Source organism: Marinomonas sp. SBI8L (genome assembly GCF_001624705.1).
In the GTDB taxonomy this organism is placed as follows: Bacteria; Pseudomonadota; Gammaproteobacteria; order Pseudomonadales; family Marinomonadaceae; genus Marinomonas.
Genome location: NZ_JSEO01000010.1, coordinates 81,241 through 102,725 on the forward strand (window position 1 = coordinate 81,241; position 21,485 = coordinate 102,725).

Below are 21,485 nucleotides of genomic sequence, written 5' to 3' on the forward strand. Positions count from 1 at the left end.
TTTTAGTTAAGACTCTAATGAGTTTGATTGAATTAAAGGCAATAAGTTGTTGGGCTTATTGCCTTTTTAGTTTCTTGCATGAGTACGTTTCATTATTCTAACTGTGCAATCTAATTCGACTAAGCCAAAGAAGGTGTAATACTTTTCTTGGTCTTTTATGTAACTGGCAGTTTCTTTTCGATTGCTTGGCAAGTGGCGTTTTAGTACTTTTCCTCTTTGGAAGGTTTCAGCTTGTCTAAAATAGGCTAATGCGGCTTTGTCAGTTTCGGTTATTGCGTCAATATCAGCACAAATGGCAAAGCTAGGTGTTGAATAACCAAAACTGAACATAACGATACCAACAAAGGGTATGAGTTTTAGTCTTCTTGCTTGTATCATAAGGGATCCATTTGTGGGCTTAGAGCTCAATTTTATGTAATTACTTAATATCAATCTAGATTTATATCGTGCTTGACCTCATTTTCTTTGTCTAAGCTTGTATACTTCTAGCAAAATAATCTTTAAATCTACAGGAATTTGTAACGTGAGAATTAAGCAGTTTGCCGTCACCTGCCTTTGTCTGATTTCTACTTCTGCTTTTGCTCAAGGTAGCTGTGAAGAAACAGATTTATATCGATATATGGATGATTTAAAGACAGAGCTTAAGTCTTTCTCATTTGAAGTAAAGACTGGTAATTTATCTGCCGCCTCATCTAGACTCGATGTAATGCTAGACTTATTAGGAAAATCTCGTGCTGAAGAGCCCTTTCTATTTAGAGAAAAGGGTTTAGAAGGAGATGAGCTTGAATTACGTCAATCTCAATATGAAAAGGGGATTGATAGATTGATTGGTCAAATGAAGAGAATTGAAACAGCAATTGCACAAAATGATACTGCTGCAGTTAAAGGGTTATTATCTGATGTGGGTAAAAGCCGTAAAAAAGGGCATAGGGCATTTAATGGTGACTGTTAATAATCGAGCTTTCTAAGTTCGATTGGTGACCTAATCTGTTAAGGCTGTTACAATCCCGCTGGTAATAAGTGAGGACATCATGGCTCGTACAAAAAAATCGCGTACTATGCGCGGAAAATTGGGAAAAACTGGCTCCAAAGAACAGATGAAAGAGCAGAAAAAAGCGCTTAAATCTAAAGGTGTTAGTAAATTTCATAGCAAAAAGAACAAATTACGTAAAGAGCAGGCTCAAAAGAAGCTTGTTCGTTTAGGATTGGCACCTGAGGTGGAAGAGGCTGTACAAGCTCCTCGCCCTCGTAGGTTCACTTATGTTCCTAAAAAAACTGAGCAAGAAACGCCTGTTCAGGAAAAATCAAACGAAGAAAGTAATGAGCTTTCAGTTAATGATTTGATGGATGCGTTTACTGAGCTGGAATAATTGCTCAATACTTTTTGAAAGGGCTGCCACGGTAGCCCTTTTTTTATGTAAAATAGCACCCCATAAATGGAAGATAGAAATAATAAAGAGTGTGTTTTTATGAATGAAAAGGCGAGTGTTCCAATAGCCAGCGTGCGTTATCTTTTACAAGCAGCCCAAGACCAAGGTGTTGAAACAGATAACTTATTGGAATCCTTAGGTGTGAGTGTGAATGACATTGCACAAATGGAAACCTTTCCTGCTTATAAATACGGTATGTTATATCAGAGTATGATGTGGCTAATGCAAGATGAGTCTTTTGGTATGCTTGCTGGTGGTAAGATTCCAAACGGTACTTTTAGGATGATGTGCTACTGTATTATTCATGCTAGAAGTCTAGCTCACGCTTTATATCGTATAGGTGATTTCTACGAAATATGTCGTGGCGCCACAGTAAAACCTACCTTAGTAAAAAAAGGGCGTTATGCCAAAGTGACTTTAGGTCAGGTCGCTTCATCAGAAACTGAAATTGATAGTTTAGTCCAAACTCAATCTAGCGAAACTATTCGTACTACTTTGTCTATGTGGCACCACTTTATAAGTTGGTTAATTGGTAGAAGGCTGTCATTAAAGGCTGCTTATTTCACAACACCTAGACCACAGGATGTTGAATACTATAAAACGCTTTTTCAGTCTGAAGTTAAATTCGATCAGCATGCCAATGCTATTATTTTTCCTGCAAGCTATCTCGAAATGCCGATTGTGCAAACAGATGATAGTCTGAGAAGCTTTTTGAAAACCGCGCCATATCAACTTCTGGTAATGGTTGATAATGACAACAGCCTCAAGTCTCAAGTTATGGCTATGTTAGGTAAAGATTTCTCACGTGAAATGCCAAGCGCTGAAGAAGTCGCAAGTGTCTTAAATATGAGTGTGTCGACCATGCGTAGACGCCTGACAGAAGAAAATACTTCTTATCAGAAAATAAAAGATGAATGCCGTAAAGAGGCTGCAATCACTTATATGAATGCACCGCAATTAAGCATTAATGACATTGCCAGTCTTATGGGGTTTGATGAGCCTTCAGCATTTTTTAGATCGTTTAAAAAATGGACAGGAATGACGCCTGGTGAATATAGAAAAAGCGAAGAGTATATGAAGCTAGATAAAGCTGATTCGTCAAAAAATAACTAACAAAATCATATTCTTAAACGTGTTTTCAGCCTCTTTTTTATCTTTGTGTGAGCTGTTTTGTCATTAATATAGGGAAATAATGTTATTGAGAGCTTGAGCTTTTTTGACCATTCTATAAAACATCGATAATAGTTAATAAACGGTTAATAGACTCGGAGACAATAATAATGAGCGAGTACCGCTATCCTTTAAATGACATTTTATTTAGCTTAAATGAAATTGCTGGTTTGGCTCGACTTAACGCCCACAGGGATGAAGAGGTTGATGCCGATTTAGTTGAGGCGATTCTAACTGAAGCAGGAAAACTTGCTGAGCAATGTATTGCCCCTTTAAATCATGCTGGCGATCAAGAAGGGTCAAAAGTAGTAAATGGTGATGTTCAAGAAGCTGCTGGTTTTAAAGAGGCTTTTCGAGAGTATGTGGAAGGAGGTTGGTCATCTTTAGCTGGTTCTGAAGAGTTTGGTGGTCAAGGCCTACCATTCTCATTAGCAGCGGCAGTCAATGAAGGTGTTATGTCTGCAAACCTTGCCTTTTCCCTGTGCCCACTATTAAGTCAAGGTTCAATTGAAGCGATTGAAACACACGGTTCTCAATCCCTTAAAGATAAATATCTTCCCAATATGATCAGTGGTGAATGGACTGGTACCATGAACCTAACTGAACCCAATGCAGGCTCAGACTTAGCTGCAATTGCTGCACGAGCCGTCCCTAAAGATGATCATTTCCTTATCAGTGGACAGAAAATCTTTATTACTTGGGGTGACCATCAAATGACAGATAATGTCATTCATTTGGTATTGGCTCGCTTACCTGACGCTCCAGCTGGTGTAAAGGGTATCTCTTTATTTTTAGTTCCTAAGTTTTTAGTGAATGATGATGGATCATTAGCCGATCGTAATGATGTAACTGTGGTTTCTGTTGAGAAAAAGCTTGGTATACATGCTTCTCCAACATGTGTCATGAGCTTTGGTGAAAATGAAGGCGCAATTGGTTACCTTGTTGGTCAAGAGCATCAAGGCATTATGGCTATGTTTACCATGATGAATAATGCTAGACAGGGGGTTGGGCTTCAAGGTTTAGCTATTGCTGAGCGCGCGTATCAACAAGCACTTGATTATGCAAAAGAGCGCGTTCAAGGAATGAGTGCTGATCGAAGCAAAAGAGCACCTATCATTGAACACCCTGATGTATTGCGTATGTTGATGACAATGAAGTCGCAAATAGATGCGATGAGATCTCTTGTGCTAAGTGCGGCAGTAGAAATTGATTTGGCTAATTCTACAGAAGGGCCGGAGCAAAGAAGTCACAAGGAAAGAGTTAACATGTATACCCCAATTGTTAAGGGGTGGATTACAGAGCAAGCGCAAGAAATTACCTCTTTAGCTATTCAGGTTCATGGTGGTGTTGGCTTCATTGAAGAAACTGGCGTAGCTCAGCATGCCAGAGATGCGCGAATTTTGCCTATTTATGAAGGTACAAATGGTATCCAAGCTCTCGATTTAATCGGAAGAAAAATGTACTCTGACAAGGGCTTAGGTTTTAGTAACTGGATAGAAGACCTTACTGCAGAAGTGCAAGTGGCTAAAAGCTTAGGCATCAAGGGTACTGATAAAGTGTTAATTGCACTCGCTGAGTTAACACTTTCGAAACAGACTTGTTTGAATCAAATGAAAGAAGATGCTGTATTAGGTACTGGCTCGGCTTATGCCCTAATGATGCAAACTGGCTATGTTGTTGGTGCATGTTTACAGATTAAAGCCTTGGCTAAATTGCCTGATTCAAACTTATCTGATGAACAAAAAGCATCTTGGCATCAATCTGTAGGGTTTTATATTCAGCAAATTTTGCCTAGAGCGAATGCTCAACACCAAACTATTCTTTCTGGTTTGGAAAGTGTTTCTGCTTTATCAGCGCAAAGCTTCGAACGATAAAGTATCCCCCTAGTTGGGCAGCAGCTAGGGGTGTTTTTTGATTATGAGTCGTATTAATACAATAAAATAATAAAAAGGTTTTCACCTGTTGTTGGAGGGAAAATGATAGAACGTGATGAGATGGAGTTTGATGTCGTTATTGTTGGTGGTGGTCCTGCAGGATTATCAACTGCGTGCCGCATCATGCAATTGGCTAAACAAGCTGACAAAGAAGTAAGTGTTTGTTTGGTTGAAAAGGGTTCTGAAATAGGTGCTCATATCTTTTCTGGTGCTGTAATTGATCCAAAAGCGTTAAATGAATTATTTCCTGATTGGAAAGACAAGGGTGCTCCTTTACATGCAGAAGTTAATGTAGACGAATTACATTGGCTGAAAGATGAATCCAAAGGAATTAAATTTGCCAACTGGATGATACCTAAGACATTACATAATGATGGTAACTATGCCATAAGTTTAGGTAATTTATGTCGCTGGTTGGCTGAGCAAGCTGAAGAGATGGGAGTGGAGATTTTCCCTGGTTTCAGTGCTGCTGAATTAGTTTTAGATGATAACGGCCAAGTTGAAGGCATTATCACTGGCGACATGGGTGTTGCCGAAGATGGAAGTGAAAAAGACGGTTTCATGCCTGGCATGATTTTGAAAGCTAAATACACTGTCTTTTCTGAAGGGTGTCGTGGTCATCTAGGTAAAGAGCTTGTTGCTCACTTTAACTTAGATAAAGATGTCTCTCCGCAGCATTATGGGTTAGGTATCAAAGAATTGTGGGATGTCCCAGCAGAAGAAAGTAAGCCAGGTACTGTAATTCATACCGCAGGTTGGCCTTTAGATGGTGATGCTGGCGGAGGCGGTTTCCTTTATCACTTAGAAAATAATCAAATTGCTGTCGGTTTAATTGTAGATCTTAACTATAGCAACCCGTATATCAGCCCTTATGATGAATTCCAGCGTTACAAACATCACCCTGTCATTGCTAAGCATTTAGAGAATGGTAAACGTGTTTCTTATGGTGCGAGGGCAATTGCTAAAGGTGGTTTACAGTCCTTGCCTGAAATGGTGTTTCCAGGTGGTATGTTAATCGGTTGTGATGCTGGTACTTTGAATCCTGGTAAAATTAAGGGTACGCATACGGCAATGAAGTCCGGCATGTTAGCAGCTGAAGCAATATTTGATGCTTTGGGAATGGAAGATGCACCTCGCAAACTAGATACCTATGTTGAGAAGTTTAATGCGTCTTGGGTATATGAAGAGCTCAATCAAACTAAGAACTTTGTGCCTGTATTACATACGTTAGGTACTTTCTTGGGTGGTACCTATAACTGGTTTGATCAAAATATTTTTGCCGGAAAGCTACCATTTACCTTTAAAGATGAAGTGCCTGATTTTGCGACCTTGGAAGATGCTAGCAAACATTCAGAGATTGATTATCCTAAACCTGATGGCAAGCTTAGCTTTGATAAATTGTCTTCTGTGTTTTTATCTAGTACTAACCATGAGGAAGATCAGCCATGCCATTTGAAGTTAAAAGATGAAAGTGTTCCTTTATCACAAAACTTACCTAGGTTTGCTGAACCTGCGCAGCGCTATTGTCCTGCTGGCGTCTATGAGATTCTAGAGCAAGATGGTGAGAAGAACTTTCAAATTAACTCTCAGAACTGTTTACACTGTAAAACCTGCGATATTAAGGATCCAGCCCAAAATATAACTTGGGTTACGCCTGAAGGTGCAGGTGGACCAAATTATCCAAACATGTAAAGGTTAATTTGTTATTAAAAAGGCGACCGAGAGGTCGCCTTTTTTGTTTTAGATAGAGTTAATGTGTTTTTCCTGTGGAGTTTAATTGGTTTTTTGCCCATTTAAGTGATTTTGCTTAATTATGATGTTAAAAATTACCTATCGCTAATTAAGAAATTAGGACATGAATGATGCCAGATACTCAAATTAATGCCGGTATGGATGATGAAATGCTTGCGATCTTGAACGAATTTGTTGTTCAGTTAGATCAAAAAAATGCTATTGAAGAAGAAAAAGCCTTAGTGAAAAAAAGAAAGGCTGCGGTAATGGCAAAAATTAACCAACAAGGAAAATTAACCCAAGGTTTTCGGTTGGTGAAGAATGACAGCTTAAAGCCAAAACTTGCTGCTCTAAGACAAAAGGTCGAAACTTTTGATTATAAAAATGACGCTAACAAACAGCAAGATCAGGTCATTCTCGATATCATGACGAAGAAGGGTTCCCTATCAAATTACCTAGATGCGAGTACTCGAGCAAAAATGGAAAGTGGTAATATTGATAATGCAGCAAGGCATCAGATTGCTAATACGCAACTGAAGCGTAAGCAGTTGTTTTTAATGTTTGAAGAAATTGCAACAGCACAAATGGAGTTGATTGAGTACTCTAAAGAAATTCAAAGTGTTGTTGGGGTTGAGAATGCAACGCTTAAGCAGCCACCTGGTGCTTATGGCGGTTTGAAAGACTTCCACGGTGCGTTAGATAAGGTGACAAACCGTAAGCGTAAATACGATATGGGTGACCTTAAAGACGCTGCTCGTATGACGATTATCTTCAAAGATCTAGACGATATGGTTGAAGCTAAAAATCTGATTTTTAATACAAATGAGTTTCAAGTTATTAAGTCTAAGCAATCTGTTATGAAAGACAGATATGGAACAAGTAAAAACGAAGAATATAATTGTGGTGCTACGGCAGCGGGTTACAAAGATATCAAATTCTTTTTGCAGATGAGTAATGGTCATATCGCTGAGTTGCAGCTAAACACTGAAAATATGATGAAGGCAAAAAAGAAGGGGCATATTATTTACGATATTCTGCGTGATGGTGGCAATCTTGATAAGCCTTTTACTATTGTGAATCAGGAGGTGATAAAAAAAGTTTTAAAAAATATGAATGAGGCTTGGTTTACTTTTATCACGACACGAGTACCTAAGGCTAAGAATGATATAGCTTATATTAGAGGGATTGTTGGTCGTATATCTAATAGTGAAATGTCACTTAATATCACCATGGAAGACATTAAAGTTCTTTCTCGTGTCAGTCTGATGATTTATGAGCAAGGTGATAACGGTAGAGCGCTTATGTAATTTGTTTTGAAAGTGTAAAAGAGTGTTCTAATTTAGCCTGATAAATTATCGACTTATACTTTATCAGGCTTTTTTACTTTTAGAGCTTAGCCGTACCTGCTCTCAATAAATTTCATTAAGTTCATATTTGCCATATGACTAACTTTAGACCTTAGCATGGATGACCATCCCATAAGGTACCCGGGAACTCCAAGGGCTTGTCTGGACCAACGCCAGAAATCAAACTCATCCGTGTGTTTGATGATTTTACCATCTTTAAATTTAAAGCTTGCCGTGATCTTGTTTTCTACTGGCCGACCTGTTTGGCTAAATAGGTAGTTGGCTTGCCAGTTTACTTTGAGTTCACTGCTTGATTCCTCGATATCAAAGCTCAGTGAGAAGTCGGTCGCTTTATCACACAGCATGTGCCACATAGCATTAATCTCTTGTCCTTTAAGGTCAAATACCTCGTCTTTAAATTCTGCTTTTTCATGGTAGCAAGATGCCATGGTTTGATAGTCCAGTTTTTGGAAGGCTTGGTAAAATGCGATAAGTGTATGTTTATTCTGTGACATTTTTCTTTTCCTTAATCCATTTCATCCTATTTTAAGGGAGCTTTTAGTATTGAGTAAGTGGTATTAATGCTAACCTAGGTAGGTGATTGGGACAAATTTAGGGGTATCGGATGAAATGTAATATTTTGGTTAGTGAAGGTTCTCCTATTTCAAGTGTTCTTGGTCCATATGAAATGCTCATGCTGGCGAATAGCTTGGTAGATAATGAATATAAAATGGAGTTGGAAATCGTCGCGGCGGAGCATATTTTACAAGCTACGAGCGATTTTGAATTTAAGGTGACTAAAAGCTATAAAGAAATTGATAAAAGCGACTATGTTATTCTGGCACCACTTGGGCGAATAAATTCAGATACGTTAAAGTTTGAGCCATCATTGATTGCTTGGTTAAAAGAGCATTATGAACGAGGCAGCAGGTTAATTAGTTTGTGTACAGGGGCGTTTCTATTGGCTGAGACAGGCCTTTTGGACGGAAAGGCTGCAACAACTCATTGGCAATATGATGATGTATTTATCAAAAAATACCCTAATGTTTTGTTGCAAAGTAATAAGGTGATTTGTCAGCAAGGAAGACTGTTTAGTAGTGGTGGGGCTAATGCTTATCAAGATCTTATTTTAAATATGATAGGGGATCACTTTGGTAAGGAAATTAAAGTTAAGTGCGCTAAATTGCTAATGTTAGATTTTACTCGTAAAAGCCAGCAAATGTACCGAACGCCAGATAAGGTAAGAAGGCATTTGGATGAACAGGTGCATATGTTACAAGACTGGATTCAAGATCACCTAGCCGAGTCTTTCAAGTTGGATGTACTTGCTAAAAAAGTCTTTTTAAGTGAAAGACAAATAAAGCGAAAATTTGTAACTGCTGTCGGTATGGCGCCGCTTATTTATGTGCAATATATGAGAGTTGAATTAGCGAAGGATTATTTACTTGAAACTAGTTGGAGTGTGGAGAAAGTGAGTGATGCCGTTGGTTATCAAGATGTACGGTTTTTTAGAATGTTATTCAAACGGCATACGAGTATAAGCCCTAGTCAGTATCGTCAAACTTTTACTTAAAAATATATGGTATGGATTGAATTTTGATGTGATGGCGAACTGACGTTTGTTTTTAATAAATAGGGTAGTTGAAAATTAACTCAAGCCTTCTTTAAAGTTAGCTGTCTAATTTTCATTTTGAATGTGAAGTGAGCGAATTGCTAGATACACTGCCATAGCTTGGATTTAGTCGTGATTATTGATATTGTTAAGCTTGGTTGTTTATTGTTCAAATAGTTGAATATTATTAAGTTTCAACAATTTAGTTAGCTAAAGTGTTGGCCCATCAGTCTGACTACCGTACAATGAAGATCCGCGTAAAATTAGCTAGCATGGATCATGAGTTATCAAGTATTAGCACGTAAATGGCGTCCACAAAACTTTATTGAACTTGCAGGTCAAGATCATGTTCTTCAAGCTCTGGTTAATGCGCTTAAGCAACAGAGGCTTCATCACGCTTATTTGTTTACAGGCACACGAGGTGTCGGTAAAACCACAATAGCGCGTATTTTTGCAAAATGCTTAAACTGCGAAACGAATGGTATTTCTCCTGAGCCTTGTGGCGCATGTGGCAGTTGTGTCGAAATAGCTGAAGGAAGGTTTGTTGACTTAATTGAAGTCGATGCGGCCTCTCGAACAAAGGTTGAAGACACTCGGGAGTTATTAGAAAACGTACAATATACTCCGACTCGAGGGCGCTTTAAGGTTTATCTAATCGATGAAGTGCACATGTTGTCGACTCACTCCTTTAACGCTTTATTAAAAACGCTTGAAGAACCGCCTGCTCATGTGAAATTCCTGTTAGCAACGACTGATCCTCAAAAACTACCTGTTACTATTTTATCTCGATGTCTGCAGTTTAATTTGAAAAACATGTCCCCTGGGCGTGTTGTTAGCTACTTAGAGAAAATCCTAACGACCGAGCAACTTAGCTATGATGAGGCTGGGTTATGGCAAATTGGTCAAGCTGCTAATGGAAGTATGCGTGACGCCTTAAGTTTGACTGACCAAGCTATTGCCTTTGGTAATGGCCACATTAGTGAATCTGATGTGACTTCCATGCTTGGGTTAGTTAATCAAGCTCAAGTTGTAAAACTATTGGAAACGGTAGTGCAAAGCGATGCGGCAAAATTATTAACATTAATAAATGAATTGGCGGAATATCAACCTGATTTCATAGCCATTTGCGCTTCATTACTTGACCTTTTACATCGTATTGCCATCGAGCAACAAGTGCCAAACGCTTTAGAGGATCAGTTAGGTGACTTGGCAAGTGTTAAAATGATTGCTCAGCAGGTATCGAGTGAAACGATTCAACTTTTTTATCAAACCTTACTAATAGGCAAACGTGACTTACCTTTAGCACATTCACCTAAAGCTGGTTTTGAAATGCTGCTATTAAGGCTTATTGCCTTTCGTCCTGCTGCTAGTGTTGCTCTTTCCTCTGTGCCTGTTGCTGAACAAATTCAGGCAGAAACTGGAGTTGTGAGTAACCCTGTAGTTACGCAAGAGACAGCTGCACCATTAACGGCTAGTAACGCTAAACCCCAGATTCAAGAAACATCTAATGATTCTCAATCTAGTCAAGTAAGTCTGCCACAAAATATTTCTATTGAGGATACTCAGTCTCTAGATACGAGTTTACAGAGTGCGTCTTTAAACGAAGATATTAAGCATGAAGTGACTGATGCTGTCGAACTCGCCTCAAATATTGGTGAATCTCAATCCCTTAATAAGGATCAGGATGACCATGTGAATAAAGAGAGTTCAGAACAAGTAAATAGCAATATTTCAACAGAAGAAAAAGTTGAATTGAATGCGCAAAAAGTTACTGACTCAAGAACTAATGAGCAAACGCCTCCTTTTGAACCAGATGAAAAACCAAAGCCATTAAATGATGCTGAAGCAACAGCAAAAATGGCTGACATAAGTCGTTTGGTTAATGATGTTGACACTGAAAAAGACGCTATTGGTGAAGTTGAGCCAATACAAGAGGCGCAAAGTCAGTCAGCAGCGGAATCTTCTACAAAAGAAAGTGTCTTAGTAGAGGAAGATGAAAATGACGACGATGAAATTGAAGAGATAGGTGAGGCTGTTTTTGATCGTTCGGCTGAGTTAGTTGCCGTCATGCAATCTGAAGCTATTACAATACCGAACTCAGTTGAAGAGGACGCTGAATTAGATATTGAAGAAAAGCCAATCGCGACTAATCAGTTAGATGTGTCTTTCACTAAAGCAGAAGTGATTGTACAGCCAGCTTTAGGAATGGACATTGAGACATTAAATCATTTTTCTGAATTGACCATGCAAGTTTGGTGGTTGATAGCACCGCGTTTACCTTTAACTGGATTGGTGCAAAATATTTTAATGAACTCCTGTATGTTAGAAGCAGGAGAGCAAGGTGTTAAACTTGAAGTGCCATTAGAGTATGGCCACATGTTGAACCAAGTTAGATACGAACAAATTCAAGATGCCGTTAGTCATTACTTTAATGAAACCGTGCCGCTGATTATAGATACTGTGGCAGACGTTTCAGGTGTGACGGCGGAGGAATTTGCAGCAAGCAAACGCGCTCAAGCGATGCAAGAAGCAATTGACCATCTTAATGCTCATCCTATTGTTATGGCTCTTTCGAGTACTATGGGTGGGCAATTAATTTATGACAGTGTAAAAATCAAAGCTTAACGGAGAAGAAAATGTTTAAAGGTGGTATGGGCAATATCATGCGCCAAGCGCAAAAAATGCAAGAGAATGTACAAAAGGTACAAGACGAAATTGCAAATATGGAAGTTGAAGGTCAGTCTGGTGCTGGTCTTGTTAAAATTACTATGACAGGTCGTCACGATGTTAAGCGTGTGCAAATAGATGACAGTTTATTTGAAGACGATAAAGAAATTCTTGAAGACCTAATTGCTGCAGCTGTTAACGATGCTGTACGTAATATTGAATCAACTCAGAAATCTAAGATGGATGCAGCAACAGAAGGTATGCCTTTACCTCCTGGCTTTAAAATGCCTTTCTAATCCATTCATTATTATATAAAAGGTTTTAAAAATTGGTATTTAGCCCATTAATTGCTGAACTAATTGAATCGCTTCGATGTTTGCCTGGTGTTGGTCCTAAATCAGCACAAAAGATGGCATTGTATCTTCTAGAAAGAGATCATCAAGGTGCCGATCGTTTAGCAGAAACGTTAAGAACTGCTTTAGATAAAGTAGGAAGATGCACGAGCTGCCGTAATTTGACAGAAGATCTCGAGTGTCAAATTTGTAGTGCATCAGATAGGGATGCCCAGACACTTTGCATTGTCGAAACCCCTGCCGATGTTGCTGCGATGGAGGCATCGGGACGTTATGATGGGCGATACTTTGTTTTATTAGGGCATTTATCTCCAATTGATGGCATTGGCCCTGATGAGCTTGGGTTAGATAGGTTAGAAAACTTAGTGACCCAAAATGATGTTAAAGAAGTGATTATTGCAACTAATTCGACATTAGAAGGTGAAGCAACAAGTCATTATATTGCTGAGTTGCTAAAACCAAAAGAAATTGAGATTACACGTATTGCTCACGGTGTTCCCATGGGTGGTGAATTAGAATATGTCGATGGTAACACGCTTGCCTTGGCTCTAGATGGTCGGAAAAAGTTATAAAATGAGTACAAATGAAAAAGACGTACCTATCGTTTGGGTGGAAAGTGATGCTGATCTAGCACTTTGGTGTTCGCATTTCGCAAGTCTACCTGTGATTGCTGTGGATACTGAGTTCATTCGTCGTACAACTTTTTATCCGATTACAGGGTTAATTCAAATTAGTGATGGTGAAAATGCTGTTTTAATTGATCCATTAGCAATCTCTAACTGGGATGATCTCACCGCATTAATGACTAACCCTAATGTAGTGAAAGTATTCCATGCTTGTTCCGAAGACTTAGAAGTTTTTGATCGCTTGCTAGGGGTTGTTCCTACACCATTCTATGATACCCAGGTTGGTGAAGCCTATGTTAGTGGCCAATGGTCGTTAAGTTATGTGAAATTGATACTTGCCTATAAAAATATCGAAATTGCAAAAGACGAGACACGATCAGATTGGTTAAAGCGACCTTTAACAGAAGCGCAAAAACGTTATGCTGCTTTGGATGTAGTGTATTTGATAGATGTTTATGAAAATCAAATTACGACATTGAAAGAAAAAAATATGCTGGACTGGGTACTTGAAGATACACTCGCTATTACTCATCAGTACAGGCTTAATAGTGACCCTGAGCAAAACTGGTCAAATGTGAAGTCGGCTTGGCGTTTGAATCAAAAAAGCCTGACTCTGTTACGCATATTATTTATATGGCGCGATAAAACTGCCCGTGATGAAGATGTTCCCAAAGGTCAGGTCATTAAGGATCGTACTTTGTGGGCTATCGCGAATTTCTTCCCTGATACTCATAATGCGTTATCAAGAACGGAAGAAATGACAGGGCGGCAGCATAGGTTGTATGGCGAGCATATTTTAAAGTCGGTGGCGCTGGTAAACGAACTTAGTAAAGATGAATATCAAAATGCGTTAGACATGCCACTGCCTTCACAGGCTGGTGAATTATCTAAGTCAATAAAAGCGTTTGTGCTAGAAAAAGCGAAAGGCTTGGGGATAGCGCCAGAAGCCGCTTTGAAAAAGAAACAGCTAGATCCAATTGTTCGTCACCTGTTTTTAAATGAAGCGCTTATATTAACGCCTCCTACTATGACAGGCTGGCGCAAAGAAGAGATAATAGAACCCATTTTGCAGCGTTTTGCTAAAGCATAAACCTTTTGCAATTAATATAAATCAAATTGAAATGTAACTCCTTATGTCATTAGAAAGAAAAATTGTACAAGTTTATCGTTCCACTAAGCAGGATGAGATGTATATCTATGTTGCGAAAGAAGATGGGTTATCAGTTGTGCCTGAAGCTCTGATGGAGCACTTTGGTCGAGGAACACCTGCAATGGTGTTATTACTGGATGAAAACAAAAAACTGGCTAGAACGGATGCGGTAACTGTTTTGACATCAATTCGTGATCAGGGTTTTTATCTACAATTACCACCGGCTAAAGATGACTCATTGTTAGATTTGTATATGACACCAACTCAGGCTGCATATTAATGATTGCTAAGCGTTACCAGCCTTATTGGGAAAGTAAATCCTTAGAGCAAATGGACGAGCAAGAGTGGGAAAGTATCTGTGATGGTTGCGGCAAATGTTGTTTGCAGAAATTACAGGATGATGAAACGGATGACATTTTTTATACGGATTTAGCTTGCCATCAATTGAATATAAAAACATGTCAGTGCAAGGTCTACCCTCAAAGGTTTAAGCATGTCAAATCCTGTGTTGACTTAACTCCAAAGCAGTTAGAGGCGTTTTCTTGGTTGCCTGATACATGTAGTTATCGAGTGCATCATGAAACAGGCAAACTACCTGATTGGCACCCTTTATTGGTAGGTGATAACTCTCAGATGCTTCGTCAAGGGTTAAGTGTTCGCGATTATGCTGTAAGTGAAAATAAAGTTGCCGAAGAAGATTGGGAAACCCATGTAATACGTTGGGTACATGGCATGCCGGAGCATCTAGACTTAGGATAATGTGTCTTTTGCTTTGGTAATTTGTTCTCAATTTAGTAAAACAATTTAGTAAGCAAATACAGGTTATTATTTAAGGATAGATCTATGTTGTTACGCGCTATCATGGCTATATGCCTGCTAGGTACAAGCTTAAATATTTATGCGAGTACGCAGTTTCGTGTCATAGTTGATGCATCTGGCAGTATGGTAATAAGTGATCCAGATAGATTAACCTCCGAATCCCTAAGATTGATTGCAGACCTAGCACCAGAAGAAGAATCCAGTCTAGGGGTTTGGCTATTTGGTGAAGAGCCAAGAGTCTTACTTCCTGAAACTCCCATCACAGAAGAGCTTAAAGCTAGCCTGAAAAATAATCTAGGCGGCTATATCACCGAAGATCTGCAGACAGATCTTGAGTCAGTACTTAGGTTGATGTTGGATACCCCTGCTGCGAATGGGGTTGCAACTGATAGCGAGCAACATTGGATTCTCGTTACTGATGGGATGGTTGATATCAGTTTAGATCCTAGCGTTAATGAGTTATCTCGCCAAAAAATACTTACCCCGATACTAGATGAGTTGATTGAAAAGGGAATTCACCTCCACACAGTTTCTATGACGGGCTATACCGATTCTGAGCTACTAAAGACCTTATCTGTAAAAACAAATGCCAGTTATACAGAGGTTGCCGTTCCGGAAGATCTACTAAGTACCTTCAATCGTATTTTTACTAGTGCTAATAAAGCAGATGAATTGCCTTTTGAAGGTAATACCTTTTTTATCGACGATAGTATCGAAGAATTTACCTTGCTGGTTTTTCACAAGTTAGGGAAAAAACCTAAAGTAATTGCGCCAAAAGGTGACGTATTATCTTTAAAAGACGATCAGAAAGTAACGGTTGCAAATGGACTACGTTATACCTTAGTGACAGTAGAAGAGCCTATGCTAGGGACGTGGCAAGTTGAGGATGTGGATCTTGAAAAGTCGAGTATTCGTATTGTTACTAACTTGAAAGTTGAAGCTAGTAATATTGCGAGCGTGCTATTTGTTAATGAACCTCTTTTTTCTAGTATTGGTTTATATGAGAACGGTGAGTTAATTCAAGACCCTATTTTACTGGAGGTATTGAAAGCTGAGCAATCTCTTATTAGACACAGAGGTGAGATCTTAGAAGTACTTGATAATAAAGAGCTTTCTCAATCTAGTTATCAATTCAAGAATAAGTTTGAATCTTTAATTCTTGAAGGAGATTACGAGCTTAGAAGCTTTTTGGATGGTCAGTCATTTGCTAGGAAACTAAGCCAGTATTTTACGGTGACACCAGCAGTAAGCCTTTCAGTGAAAGAAGAAGATTATGGCTTAATGTCGTTTAGCGTTAAGCCTTCAAACTTGCGTTTAGATTTGTTTAGAAGTCAGGCTTTTTTAGAAGTGGATTATATTGATGCGACTAGGGTCGAAGAAGAATTGCAACTCATAGGTGCAGGTTTCTGGCAAAAGCTTGTACCAAGTAAAAAAGTTAATTTTACAGCGAAGGTGAGGTTGAAAGGGGTTACGCAAACGGGAGTAAGGTTTGATTATGCAACTAGCCCTCTAAAATTTAATTATAACAAGCCTGAATCCTCTAACTTGTTAACCGATGTAGCACCAGGAACAGCCGTTACTGATTTCTTGGCAGAAAGTCGCGAGGGCTTTTCAGGGCTTGAAGCACAAACAAATGAAAGCTTAGAAGAAAAGTTAAAAATAGAAATTGATGCGACTGAATTAATGAAGGATGTACAGGCTAGTATTGATGAAGCTGCTGAGTCGGCCGAAGCATTGATGTCAGGTGAACAGGATGAGGCACAAGATGATGAAAACGACATTAGCTTTTCTGGAAGTGAAATCCTTGTATACGCTTTTATAAACTTGGCTGTATTCTTCGCCATTGGGGGGGGAATATGGTGGATGCGAAAACGTAAAAAATCGAATCAAACAAACACAGAAGAGAGTGTGTAAAAGATTATGTGTGAACTGCTTGGCATGAGTGCCAATGTACCAACTGATATTTGTTTTAGTTTTGCTGGCTTAAGAGCAAGAGGTGGGAAAACAGGGCCTCATAAAGATGGTTGGGGTGTGGCTATGTATAGAGAAGGACAGGTCTGGTGTATTCATGATCCTAGACCTAGTGCTGACTCTGATATGGCTGAGGTGATTAGTAAAACATCATTAAAGTGTGATGTTGTAATTAGCCATATACGTCAAGCAAATGTTGGTGAAGTGTGTTTACCTAATACCCATCCGTTTTATCGTCAAATGTGGGGGAAAACATGGAGTTATGCTCATAATGGTCAATTAGAGAATTCAGAATCACTCTGTTCTGGCTTTCATCAAGTGTTAGGCAGTACTGATTCTGAAAAAGCCTTTTGTTGGATACTTGCACGATTACAAGAAGCTTTTCCTGATTCAGAGCCAAGTGTTGAAATTTTATCTAAAAAACTACATACGCTAGCAGACGAATTAAGGTCTATGGGTGTCTTTAACATGATGCTTTCAGATGGCGATAAGCTAATTTGCTATTGCACCACTAAATTGCACTGGATTACTCGTCGAGCACCTTTCAAACAGGCGAGTTTATCAGATGATGACGTTAGTATTGACTTCAAAGAAGTGACTACAGATAAAGATGTCGTGACTGTCATAGCGACTCAACCTTTAACAAATGATGAAGTTTGGCATGAAATGCAAACGGGTGAATTATGTGTTTTTTCACAAGGTGAGCTCATTTCACAAATTAAAAAAGAGCTTGATCAACCACTTAATACCGAGCAAAAGGAGTAGGGTATGCCTCATTGTATTGTTGAGTATGCAAGTGCGCTAAAAGGGCAAATAGAGATAGAAACTTTAATGGATAAGGTGACAGAAGGGTGTTTGAAATCTGCTTTGTTTGAGTTAAAAGATATTAAGACACGAGCAATTTCCTATGATTATTATCAGTCAGCTGGCCAGACTGATAATGCTGATTTTATACATATTGAGGTCAAGTTGCTCGCTGGGCGAAACATGTTACAAAGAAAACTGCTTTCTAAATCTATTTTAGATTCTGTGTTGGTATTGCCGTTAGCTAAGGTGTCTGTCACAGTTGAAATTAATGATCTAGACACTGAATGTTATGCAAAACAAATTCTTAATTAGATCGTTATGATTTAACAAGTAGACTGCGAATAAGTCATCCTTTCTCAGTCTGCTGCCTTTCAGTCGTGTCGAATAGGCACTATTCAAAGACCCAGACAGTATAGTCTAAGAGTCTTATATTTACGTTAAGTGTCTTATTCACAGAATGATTACTAAGTTGCGAATATTGCTATAAATCTAGGTGCTTTTATTCACATGATGAACAGGGATGACTTATTAGTAAGCTCTCTATTTTTCAGCCCGTTTGCATTCAGTAAACTGACTATATTATACGAACTAACCTTTCTCCGCTTAGCATGCTTCTGCCATTAGGTTTCTATATAGAATGCCTTCTAGTTATAGAATGAATAGATTTAAACTGGCTGCTATAGAAGTACAGTTAATACAAAAACTTCCTTATTTTAATTGATTTCATAGTGTGAAAATTAGAGAAAATAAAAAAATTCTATCATAGAAAAACAAGTTCAATGGCTATGTATTAATGCTGAATGTATTAGGTTTTCAACAAATTTGATCGCAGCTTAATTATACTGAAATATATTAAAATTATTTTTCATTGATAAAGCCTTATCAATGAAAAACTCATCATTAAAATAGCCGTTTTGCTTTTAAATTATTCTTCAATTGAATTTCTAGAAATTTTCAATATACATGATAATTTAGCTAATTGTGATAAGTATGCGTGTTTATATCTGATATTCGCTTTGGTTTTATGGATTGTTCTAAATAATGAATATTTTCTGCTTAAGGCTGTTCGAACGGTCAAGATTGTGTCATATTGCAGAAAGTGTATGAAAATGACAGTTTAATACTGTCATTTTTTATGCTCATTCTTTACGTATAAAAAAATAATAGCTTGAAGTTGGGATATAAAAGGAATTATTTAATCTCATTTGCTAAAAGAATTAGCATTCATTTCTGGCTCAAAAAAATGAATGGAGATCAAGAGTGAAAAGCATACCTGTTAAAACGATTCTAGCGACATCAATCGCCAGTGTCGTTGCCTCTACTGCATCAGCAGAGCTCATTATTAGTCAATATGTTGAAGGTAGTAGCTATAATAAAGCCGTTGAAATTTATAATACAAGTTCAGCAGAAGTTAGCTTATCAGATTATAAATTAGTTAAATATTCTAATGGTGATGCTAATTCACCAAACGATATTAACTTTGATAATGTAAGTTTAGCTGCTGGTGGTGTTTTTGTTATTGCGAGTTCATCAGCAAGTGATGCGCTATTAGCTATAGCGAACCAAACATCATCGTCTGTTAACTTTAATGGCGATGATCCTGTCGCAATTGTACGTATTAGTGATGGTCAAACCTTAGACTTTTTCGGTCAATACGGTGATACAGACTTTGCCAAAGACGCAAGTTATGACCGAGTTGATAATACAGCCATTGCCGATGGGGTATGGAATGCTGCTGCATGGAATGTATTAGCAAAAGATAACTATGATGGTATGGGTGTTGCTCCAAATGGTGACGTTGTTGAGCCTGAACCATTTTCTTGTTCTGGAGCGGTATTAACACCTACCTATGCAATTCAAGGAAGTGGTGATACTAGTCCATTAATCATTGAAGGTAGCTTTTCAGGTGGTACGCACTACACATCAGGGGTTGTTACTGACATAGTAACTAGTTTGTATTCAGGTTTCTTTATTCAAGATGCCACGGGTGATGGTGATGCCTCTACATCAGATGGTCTCTTCGTATACACCAATACTACGCCTACAGGGCTTCAAGTCGGTGATGAGATTTGTCTACAAGGTGAAGTCACTGAGTATTACTCTTCAACCCAAATTTCTATGGACTCAGGTGCCTATGAAATTTTGAGTTCAAATAACCAAGTCCAATCAACACAGCTTGATCTTAATTCTGATAGTTTACTTCACGATCAATTAGAGCCTTATGAAGGTATGTTTGTGACAACTACAAACTCTGATTTAATTGTGTCTCGTAATTTTAGTTTTGATTATGACTCTTATCGTAACAACATGGTTATGAGTTATGCAGAACCTATATATAAATCAACACACCTTCATGTAGCTGGTACTGAAGACGAAGTTAAGGTTGCAGAAGAAAACGCTAAACGTACCCTGTATATCGATACGGATACCAAGCCTGCAGATGGTGTTGTTCCTTACTTCCCAGACTTTAACCCTGAAGATGGTTATATTCGTGTTGGAGATAGCATTAGTAATCTAGAGGGTGTAATTGCTTATAGTTACAGTCAGTATCGCCTAATTGCAGGTGAGGATGTGGTATTAGCAAAGTCTGACTTCTCTCGTGATCTTGAATCTGATCGTACCTCATACGGTCCAATTCTAGCGGATGATGGTAATCTTCGTGTTGCTAGCTTTAACGTATTAAACCTTTTCAATTCACCATTTGGTGGTGCCGCTAATGCTTTTGGTGATAACCGCGGTGCAGAAGTTGACAGTGAATATCAAATCCAGATCGCTAAAATTGCAAATGCAATAAGCATGATAGATGCGGACATTGTTGGCTTAATGGAAATTGAGAATAACGGTTTTAGTGATACTAGTGCCATTGCTGCGTTAGTTGATCAAATAAATACAACTCAACCTGCTAGTGCTTTGCCTTATTCTTATGTATCGGCAGGCGATAATGTTGGTACCGATGCTATTGCTGTAGGCTTAATTTATCGTGCGGATGCCGTTTCTTTGGTTGGCGACGCTGTTAAGATTGATATGCCTGAACAACATGGTACCGACTCTGAAGGTGAGCAATTCGATAAATATATGCGTGTCTCTTTGCTACAAAAATTCAAGCATAAAGAAACTAATCGTAAGTTGAGCATAGTTGTTAATCACCTGAAATCTAAAGGTTCTGCTTGTATCGAAGATACAGCGAATGAAAATGACGCCCAAGGTAACTGTAACGCTTTTAGGGTTTCTGCCGCTGTAACACTGGGTGATTATTTAGCTGAAAACGTAAAAGGTGATATTTTGGTTATGGGTGATTTAAATGCCTATGGTCAAGAAGATCCAATCCGCGTTTTGACTGATTATGATGCGAGTGCTTCTGAACGTAAAATTATGACAGCTGAGCAAACTAGCTTGAACGGTGAAGCGATTAATGGTGGCGTAGCGGTTGAAGTCGCTAAATCATATGGCTTTACAAACCTAGTTGAACATTTCCAAGGACCAAAAGCTCACTCTTATACTTATAGCGGTGAACTGGGTAGTCTTGACCATGCTTTAGCTAATAAGTCACTTTTACGTAAAGTTGTTGCAACTGATGATTGGCATATCAATTCAGCTGAATCTAACTTGTTTGAGTACTCAAGCCAATATACTGGTGATCTGGCTAAATCGACTAATGCGTATTCATCTTCGGATCATGATCCTGTGATTATTGAAATTGAATATACAAAACGTGGTGATCATGGTGAAAAACCAAAGCATGAGTCACCGTTAGAAATATTATTTAATATTTTTAAACGTCTTTTCTCCTTTCTTTGGGGTTAGTGAGTAAATTTGCTAGCCATTAAAAAGCCGTCACTTTATTTAAAGTGACGGCTTTTTTGTGCTCT

General features: G+C 38.5%; 19 protein-coding genes. 17 read left to right on the forward strand and 2 right to left on the reverse strand.

Annotated elements, in window-relative coordinates; genetic code table 11:
* Positions 1-66: 66 nt before the first annotated feature.
* A complete protein-coding gene (locus OA91_RS15590) occupies positions 67-378 on the reverse strand; it encodes a hypothetical protein (protein WP_063339512.1) in 312 nt (103 codons plus the stop codon).
* A gap of 145 nt (positions 379-523) precedes the next feature.
* Between OA91_RS15590 and OA91_RS15595 the strand changes: the two genes are divergently transcribed.
* The 6 genes from OA91_RS15595 to OA91_RS15620 all read left to right on the forward strand — a co-directional run bounded on the left by OA91_RS15595 (position 524) and on the right by OA91_RS15620 (position 7,572).
* Positions 524-952 (forward strand): cytochrome b562, encoded by a 429-nt coding sequence (locus OA91_RS15595; protein WP_063339511.1) that lies wholly within the window; start codon positions 524-526, stop codon positions 950-952.
* A 79-nt stretch (positions 953-1,031) separates the two neighbouring features.
* The gene (locus OA91_RS15600) at positions 1,032-1,370 is read left to right on the forward strand and encodes a hypothetical protein (RefSeq protein ID WP_046018017.1); all 339 of its coding nucleotides are present in this window, start codon (positions 1,032-1,034) and stop codon (positions 1,368-1,370) included.
* 99 nt (positions 1,371-1,469) lie between these two features.
* Positions 1,470-2,543: an AraC family transcriptional regulator gene (locus tag OA91_RS15605; RefSeq protein WP_063339510.1), complete on the forward strand. Its 1,074-nt coding sequence runs from the start codon at positions 1,470-1,472 to the stop codon at positions 2,541-2,543.
* A 167-nt stretch (positions 2,544-2,710) separates the two neighbouring features.
* Complete coding sequence (locus OA91_RS15610; protein WP_082827969.1) at positions 2,711-4,474, forward strand: acyl-CoA dehydrogenase family protein; 1,764 nt, start codon at positions 2,711-2,713, stop codon at positions 4,472-4,474.
* A gap of 102 nt (positions 4,475-4,576) precedes the next feature.
* Positions 4,577-6,226 carry an electron transfer flavoprotein-ubiquinone oxidoreductase gene (locus tag OA91_RS15615; RefSeq protein WP_269447912.1) on the forward strand — a complete coding sequence of 550 codons (1,650 nt, stop codon included), beginning with the start codon at positions 4,577-4,579 and terminating at the stop codon, positions 6,224-6,226.
* Between the two features lie 170 nt (positions 6,227-6,396).
* Entirely contained in the window at positions 6,397-7,572 is a 1,176-nt protein-coding gene (locus OA91_RS15620; RefSeq protein WP_082827970.1) for a hypothetical protein, read from the forward strand.
* An 86-nt stretch (positions 7,573-7,658) separates the two neighbouring features.
* On the opposite strand, the gene OA91_RS15625 is transcribed toward OA91_RS15620, so the two are convergent.
* Entirely contained in the window at positions 7,659-8,126 is a 468-nt protein-coding gene (locus OA91_RS15625; RefSeq protein WP_063339508.1) for a nuclear transport factor 2 family protein, read from the reverse strand.
* 110 nt (positions 8,127-8,236) lie between these two features.
* On the opposite strand from OA91_RS15625, the gene OA91_RS15630 reads away from it, so the two are divergent.
* From OA91_RS15630 to OA91_RS15680, 11 genes are all read left to right on the forward strand, one after another.
* On the forward strand, positions 8,237-9,184 hold the full coding sequence (locus OA91_RS15630; protein ID WP_063339507.1) for a GlxA family transcriptional regulator: 948 nt from the start codon (positions 8,237-8,239) through the stop codon (positions 9,182-9,184).
* A 318-nt stretch (positions 9,185-9,502) separates the two neighbouring features.
* On the forward strand, positions 9,503-11,848 hold the full coding sequence (dnaX, locus tag OA91_RS15635) for a DNA polymerase III subunit gamma/tau (protein ID WP_063339506.1): 2,346 nt from the start codon (positions 9,503-9,505) through the stop codon (positions 11,846-11,848).
* Between the two features lie 11 nt (positions 11,849-11,859).
* The gene (locus tag OA91_RS15640) at positions 11,860-12,186 is read left to right on the forward strand and encodes a YbaB/EbfC family nucleoid-associated protein (protein WP_046018011.1); all 327 of its coding nucleotides are present in this window, start codon (positions 11,860-11,862) and stop codon (positions 12,184-12,186) included.
* 32 nt (positions 12,187-12,218) lie between these two features.
* Positions 12,219-12,815, forward strand: coding sequence for a recombination mediator RecR (gene recR, locus OA91_RS15645; RefSeq protein ID WP_063339505.1), 597 nt, complete (start codon positions 12,219-12,221; stop codon positions 12,813-12,815).
* Between the two features lies 1 nt (position 12,816).
* Entirely contained in the window at positions 12,817-13,959 is a 1,143-nt protein-coding gene (gene rnd / locus OA91_RS15650) for a ribonuclease D (protein ID WP_063339504.1), read from the forward strand.
* 43 nt (positions 13,960-14,002) lie between these two features.
* Positions 14,003-14,299 carry a YcgL domain-containing protein gene (locus OA91_RS15655; RefSeq protein WP_063339503.1) on the forward strand — a complete coding sequence of 99 codons (297 nt, stop codon included), beginning with the start codon at positions 14,003-14,005 and terminating at the stop codon, positions 14,297-14,299.
* Positions 14,299-14,778 (forward strand): YcgN family cysteine cluster protein, encoded by a 480-nt coding sequence (locus tag OA91_RS15660; RefSeq protein WP_063339502.1) that lies wholly within the window; start codon positions 14,299-14,301, stop codon positions 14,776-14,778. The genes OA91_RS15655 and OA91_RS15660 overlap by 1 nt, the downstream gene beginning before the upstream one ends.
* Positions 14,779-14,862: 84 nt before the next feature.
* Positions 14,863-16,752: a VWA domain-containing protein gene (locus tag OA91_RS15665; RefSeq protein ID WP_063339501.1), complete on the forward strand. Its 1,890-nt coding sequence runs from the start codon at positions 14,863-14,865 to the stop codon at positions 16,750-16,752.
* Between the two features lie 6 nt (positions 16,753-16,758).
* The gene (locus OA91_RS15670; RefSeq protein ID WP_046018006.1) at positions 16,759-17,574 is read left to right on the forward strand and encodes a class II glutamine amidotransferase; all 816 of its coding nucleotides are present in this window, start codon (positions 16,759-16,761) and stop codon (positions 17,572-17,574) included.
* A 3-nt stretch (positions 17,575-17,577) separates the two neighbouring features.
* Positions 17,578-17,928: a 5-carboxymethyl-2-hydroxymuconate Delta-isomerase gene (locus OA91_RS15675; protein WP_063339500.1), complete on the forward strand. Its 351-nt coding sequence runs from the start codon at positions 17,578-17,580 to the stop codon at positions 17,926-17,928.
* A gap of 948 nt (positions 17,929-18,876) precedes the next feature.
* The gene (locus OA91_RS15680) at positions 18,877-21,420 is read left to right on the forward strand and encodes an ExeM/NucH family extracellular endonuclease (RefSeq protein WP_063339499.1); all 2,544 of its coding nucleotides are present in this window, start codon (positions 18,877-18,879) and stop codon (positions 21,418-21,420) included.
* The last annotated feature ends 65 nt before the right edge of the window (positions 21,421-21,485 follow it).

Coding starts and splice junctions, on each gene's coding strand:
- OA91_RS15590 (WP_063339512.1), bottom strand. CDS start 378: ATGATACAAGCAAGAAGACTAAAACTCATACCCTTTGTTGGTATCGTT.
- OA91_RS15600 (WP_046018017.1), top strand. CDS start 1,032: ATGGCTCGTACAAAAAAATCGCGTACTATGCGCGGAAAATTGGGAAAA.
- OA91_RS15605 (WP_063339510.1), top strand. CDS start 1,470: ATGAATGAAAAGGCGAGTGTTCCAATAGCCAGCGTGCGTTATCTTTTA.
- OA91_RS15610 (WP_082827969.1), top strand. CDS start 2,711: ATGAGCGAGTACCGCTATCCTTTAAATGACATTTTATTTAGCTTAAAT.
- OA91_RS15615 (WP_269447912.1), top strand. CDS start 4,577: ATGATAGAACGTGATGAGATGGAGTTTGATGTCGTTATTGTTGGTGGT.
- OA91_RS15620 (WP_082827970.1), top strand. CDS start 6,397: ATGCCAGATACTCAAATTAATGCCGGTATGGATGATGAAATGCTTGCG.
- OA91_RS15625 (WP_063339508.1), bottom strand. CDS start 8,126: ATGTCACAGAATAAACATACACTTATCGCATTTTACCAAGCCTTCCAA.
- OA91_RS15630 (WP_063339507.1), top strand. CDS start 8,237: ATGAAATGTAATATTTTGGTTAGTGAAGGTTCTCCTATTTCAAGTGTT.
- dnaX (WP_063339506.1), top strand. CDS start 9,503: ATGAGTTATCAAGTATTAGCACGTAAATGGCGTCCACAAAACTTTATT.
- OA91_RS15640 (WP_046018011.1), top strand. CDS start 11,860: ATGTTTAAAGGTGGTATGGGCAATATCATGCGCCAAGCGCAAAAAATG.
- rnd (WP_063339504.1), top strand. CDS start 12,817: ATGAGTACAAATGAAAAAGACGTACCTATCGTTTGGGTGGAAAGTGAT.
- OA91_RS15655 (WP_063339503.1), top strand. CDS start 14,003: ATGTCATTAGAAAGAAAAATTGTACAAGTTTATCGTTCCACTAAGCAG.
- OA91_RS15660 (WP_063339502.1), top strand. CDS start 14,299: ATGATTGCTAAGCGTTACCAGCCTTATTGGGAAAGTAAATCCTTAGAG.
- OA91_RS15665 (WP_063339501.1), top strand. CDS start 14,863: ATGTTGTTACGCGCTATCATGGCTATATGCCTGCTAGGTACAAGCTTA.
- OA91_RS15670 (WP_046018006.1), top strand. CDS start 16,759: ATGTGTGAACTGCTTGGCATGAGTGCCAATGTACCAACTGATATTTGT.
- OA91_RS15675 (WP_063339500.1), top strand. CDS start 17,578: ATGCCTCATTGTATTGTTGAGTATGCAAGTGCGCTAAAAGGGCAAATA.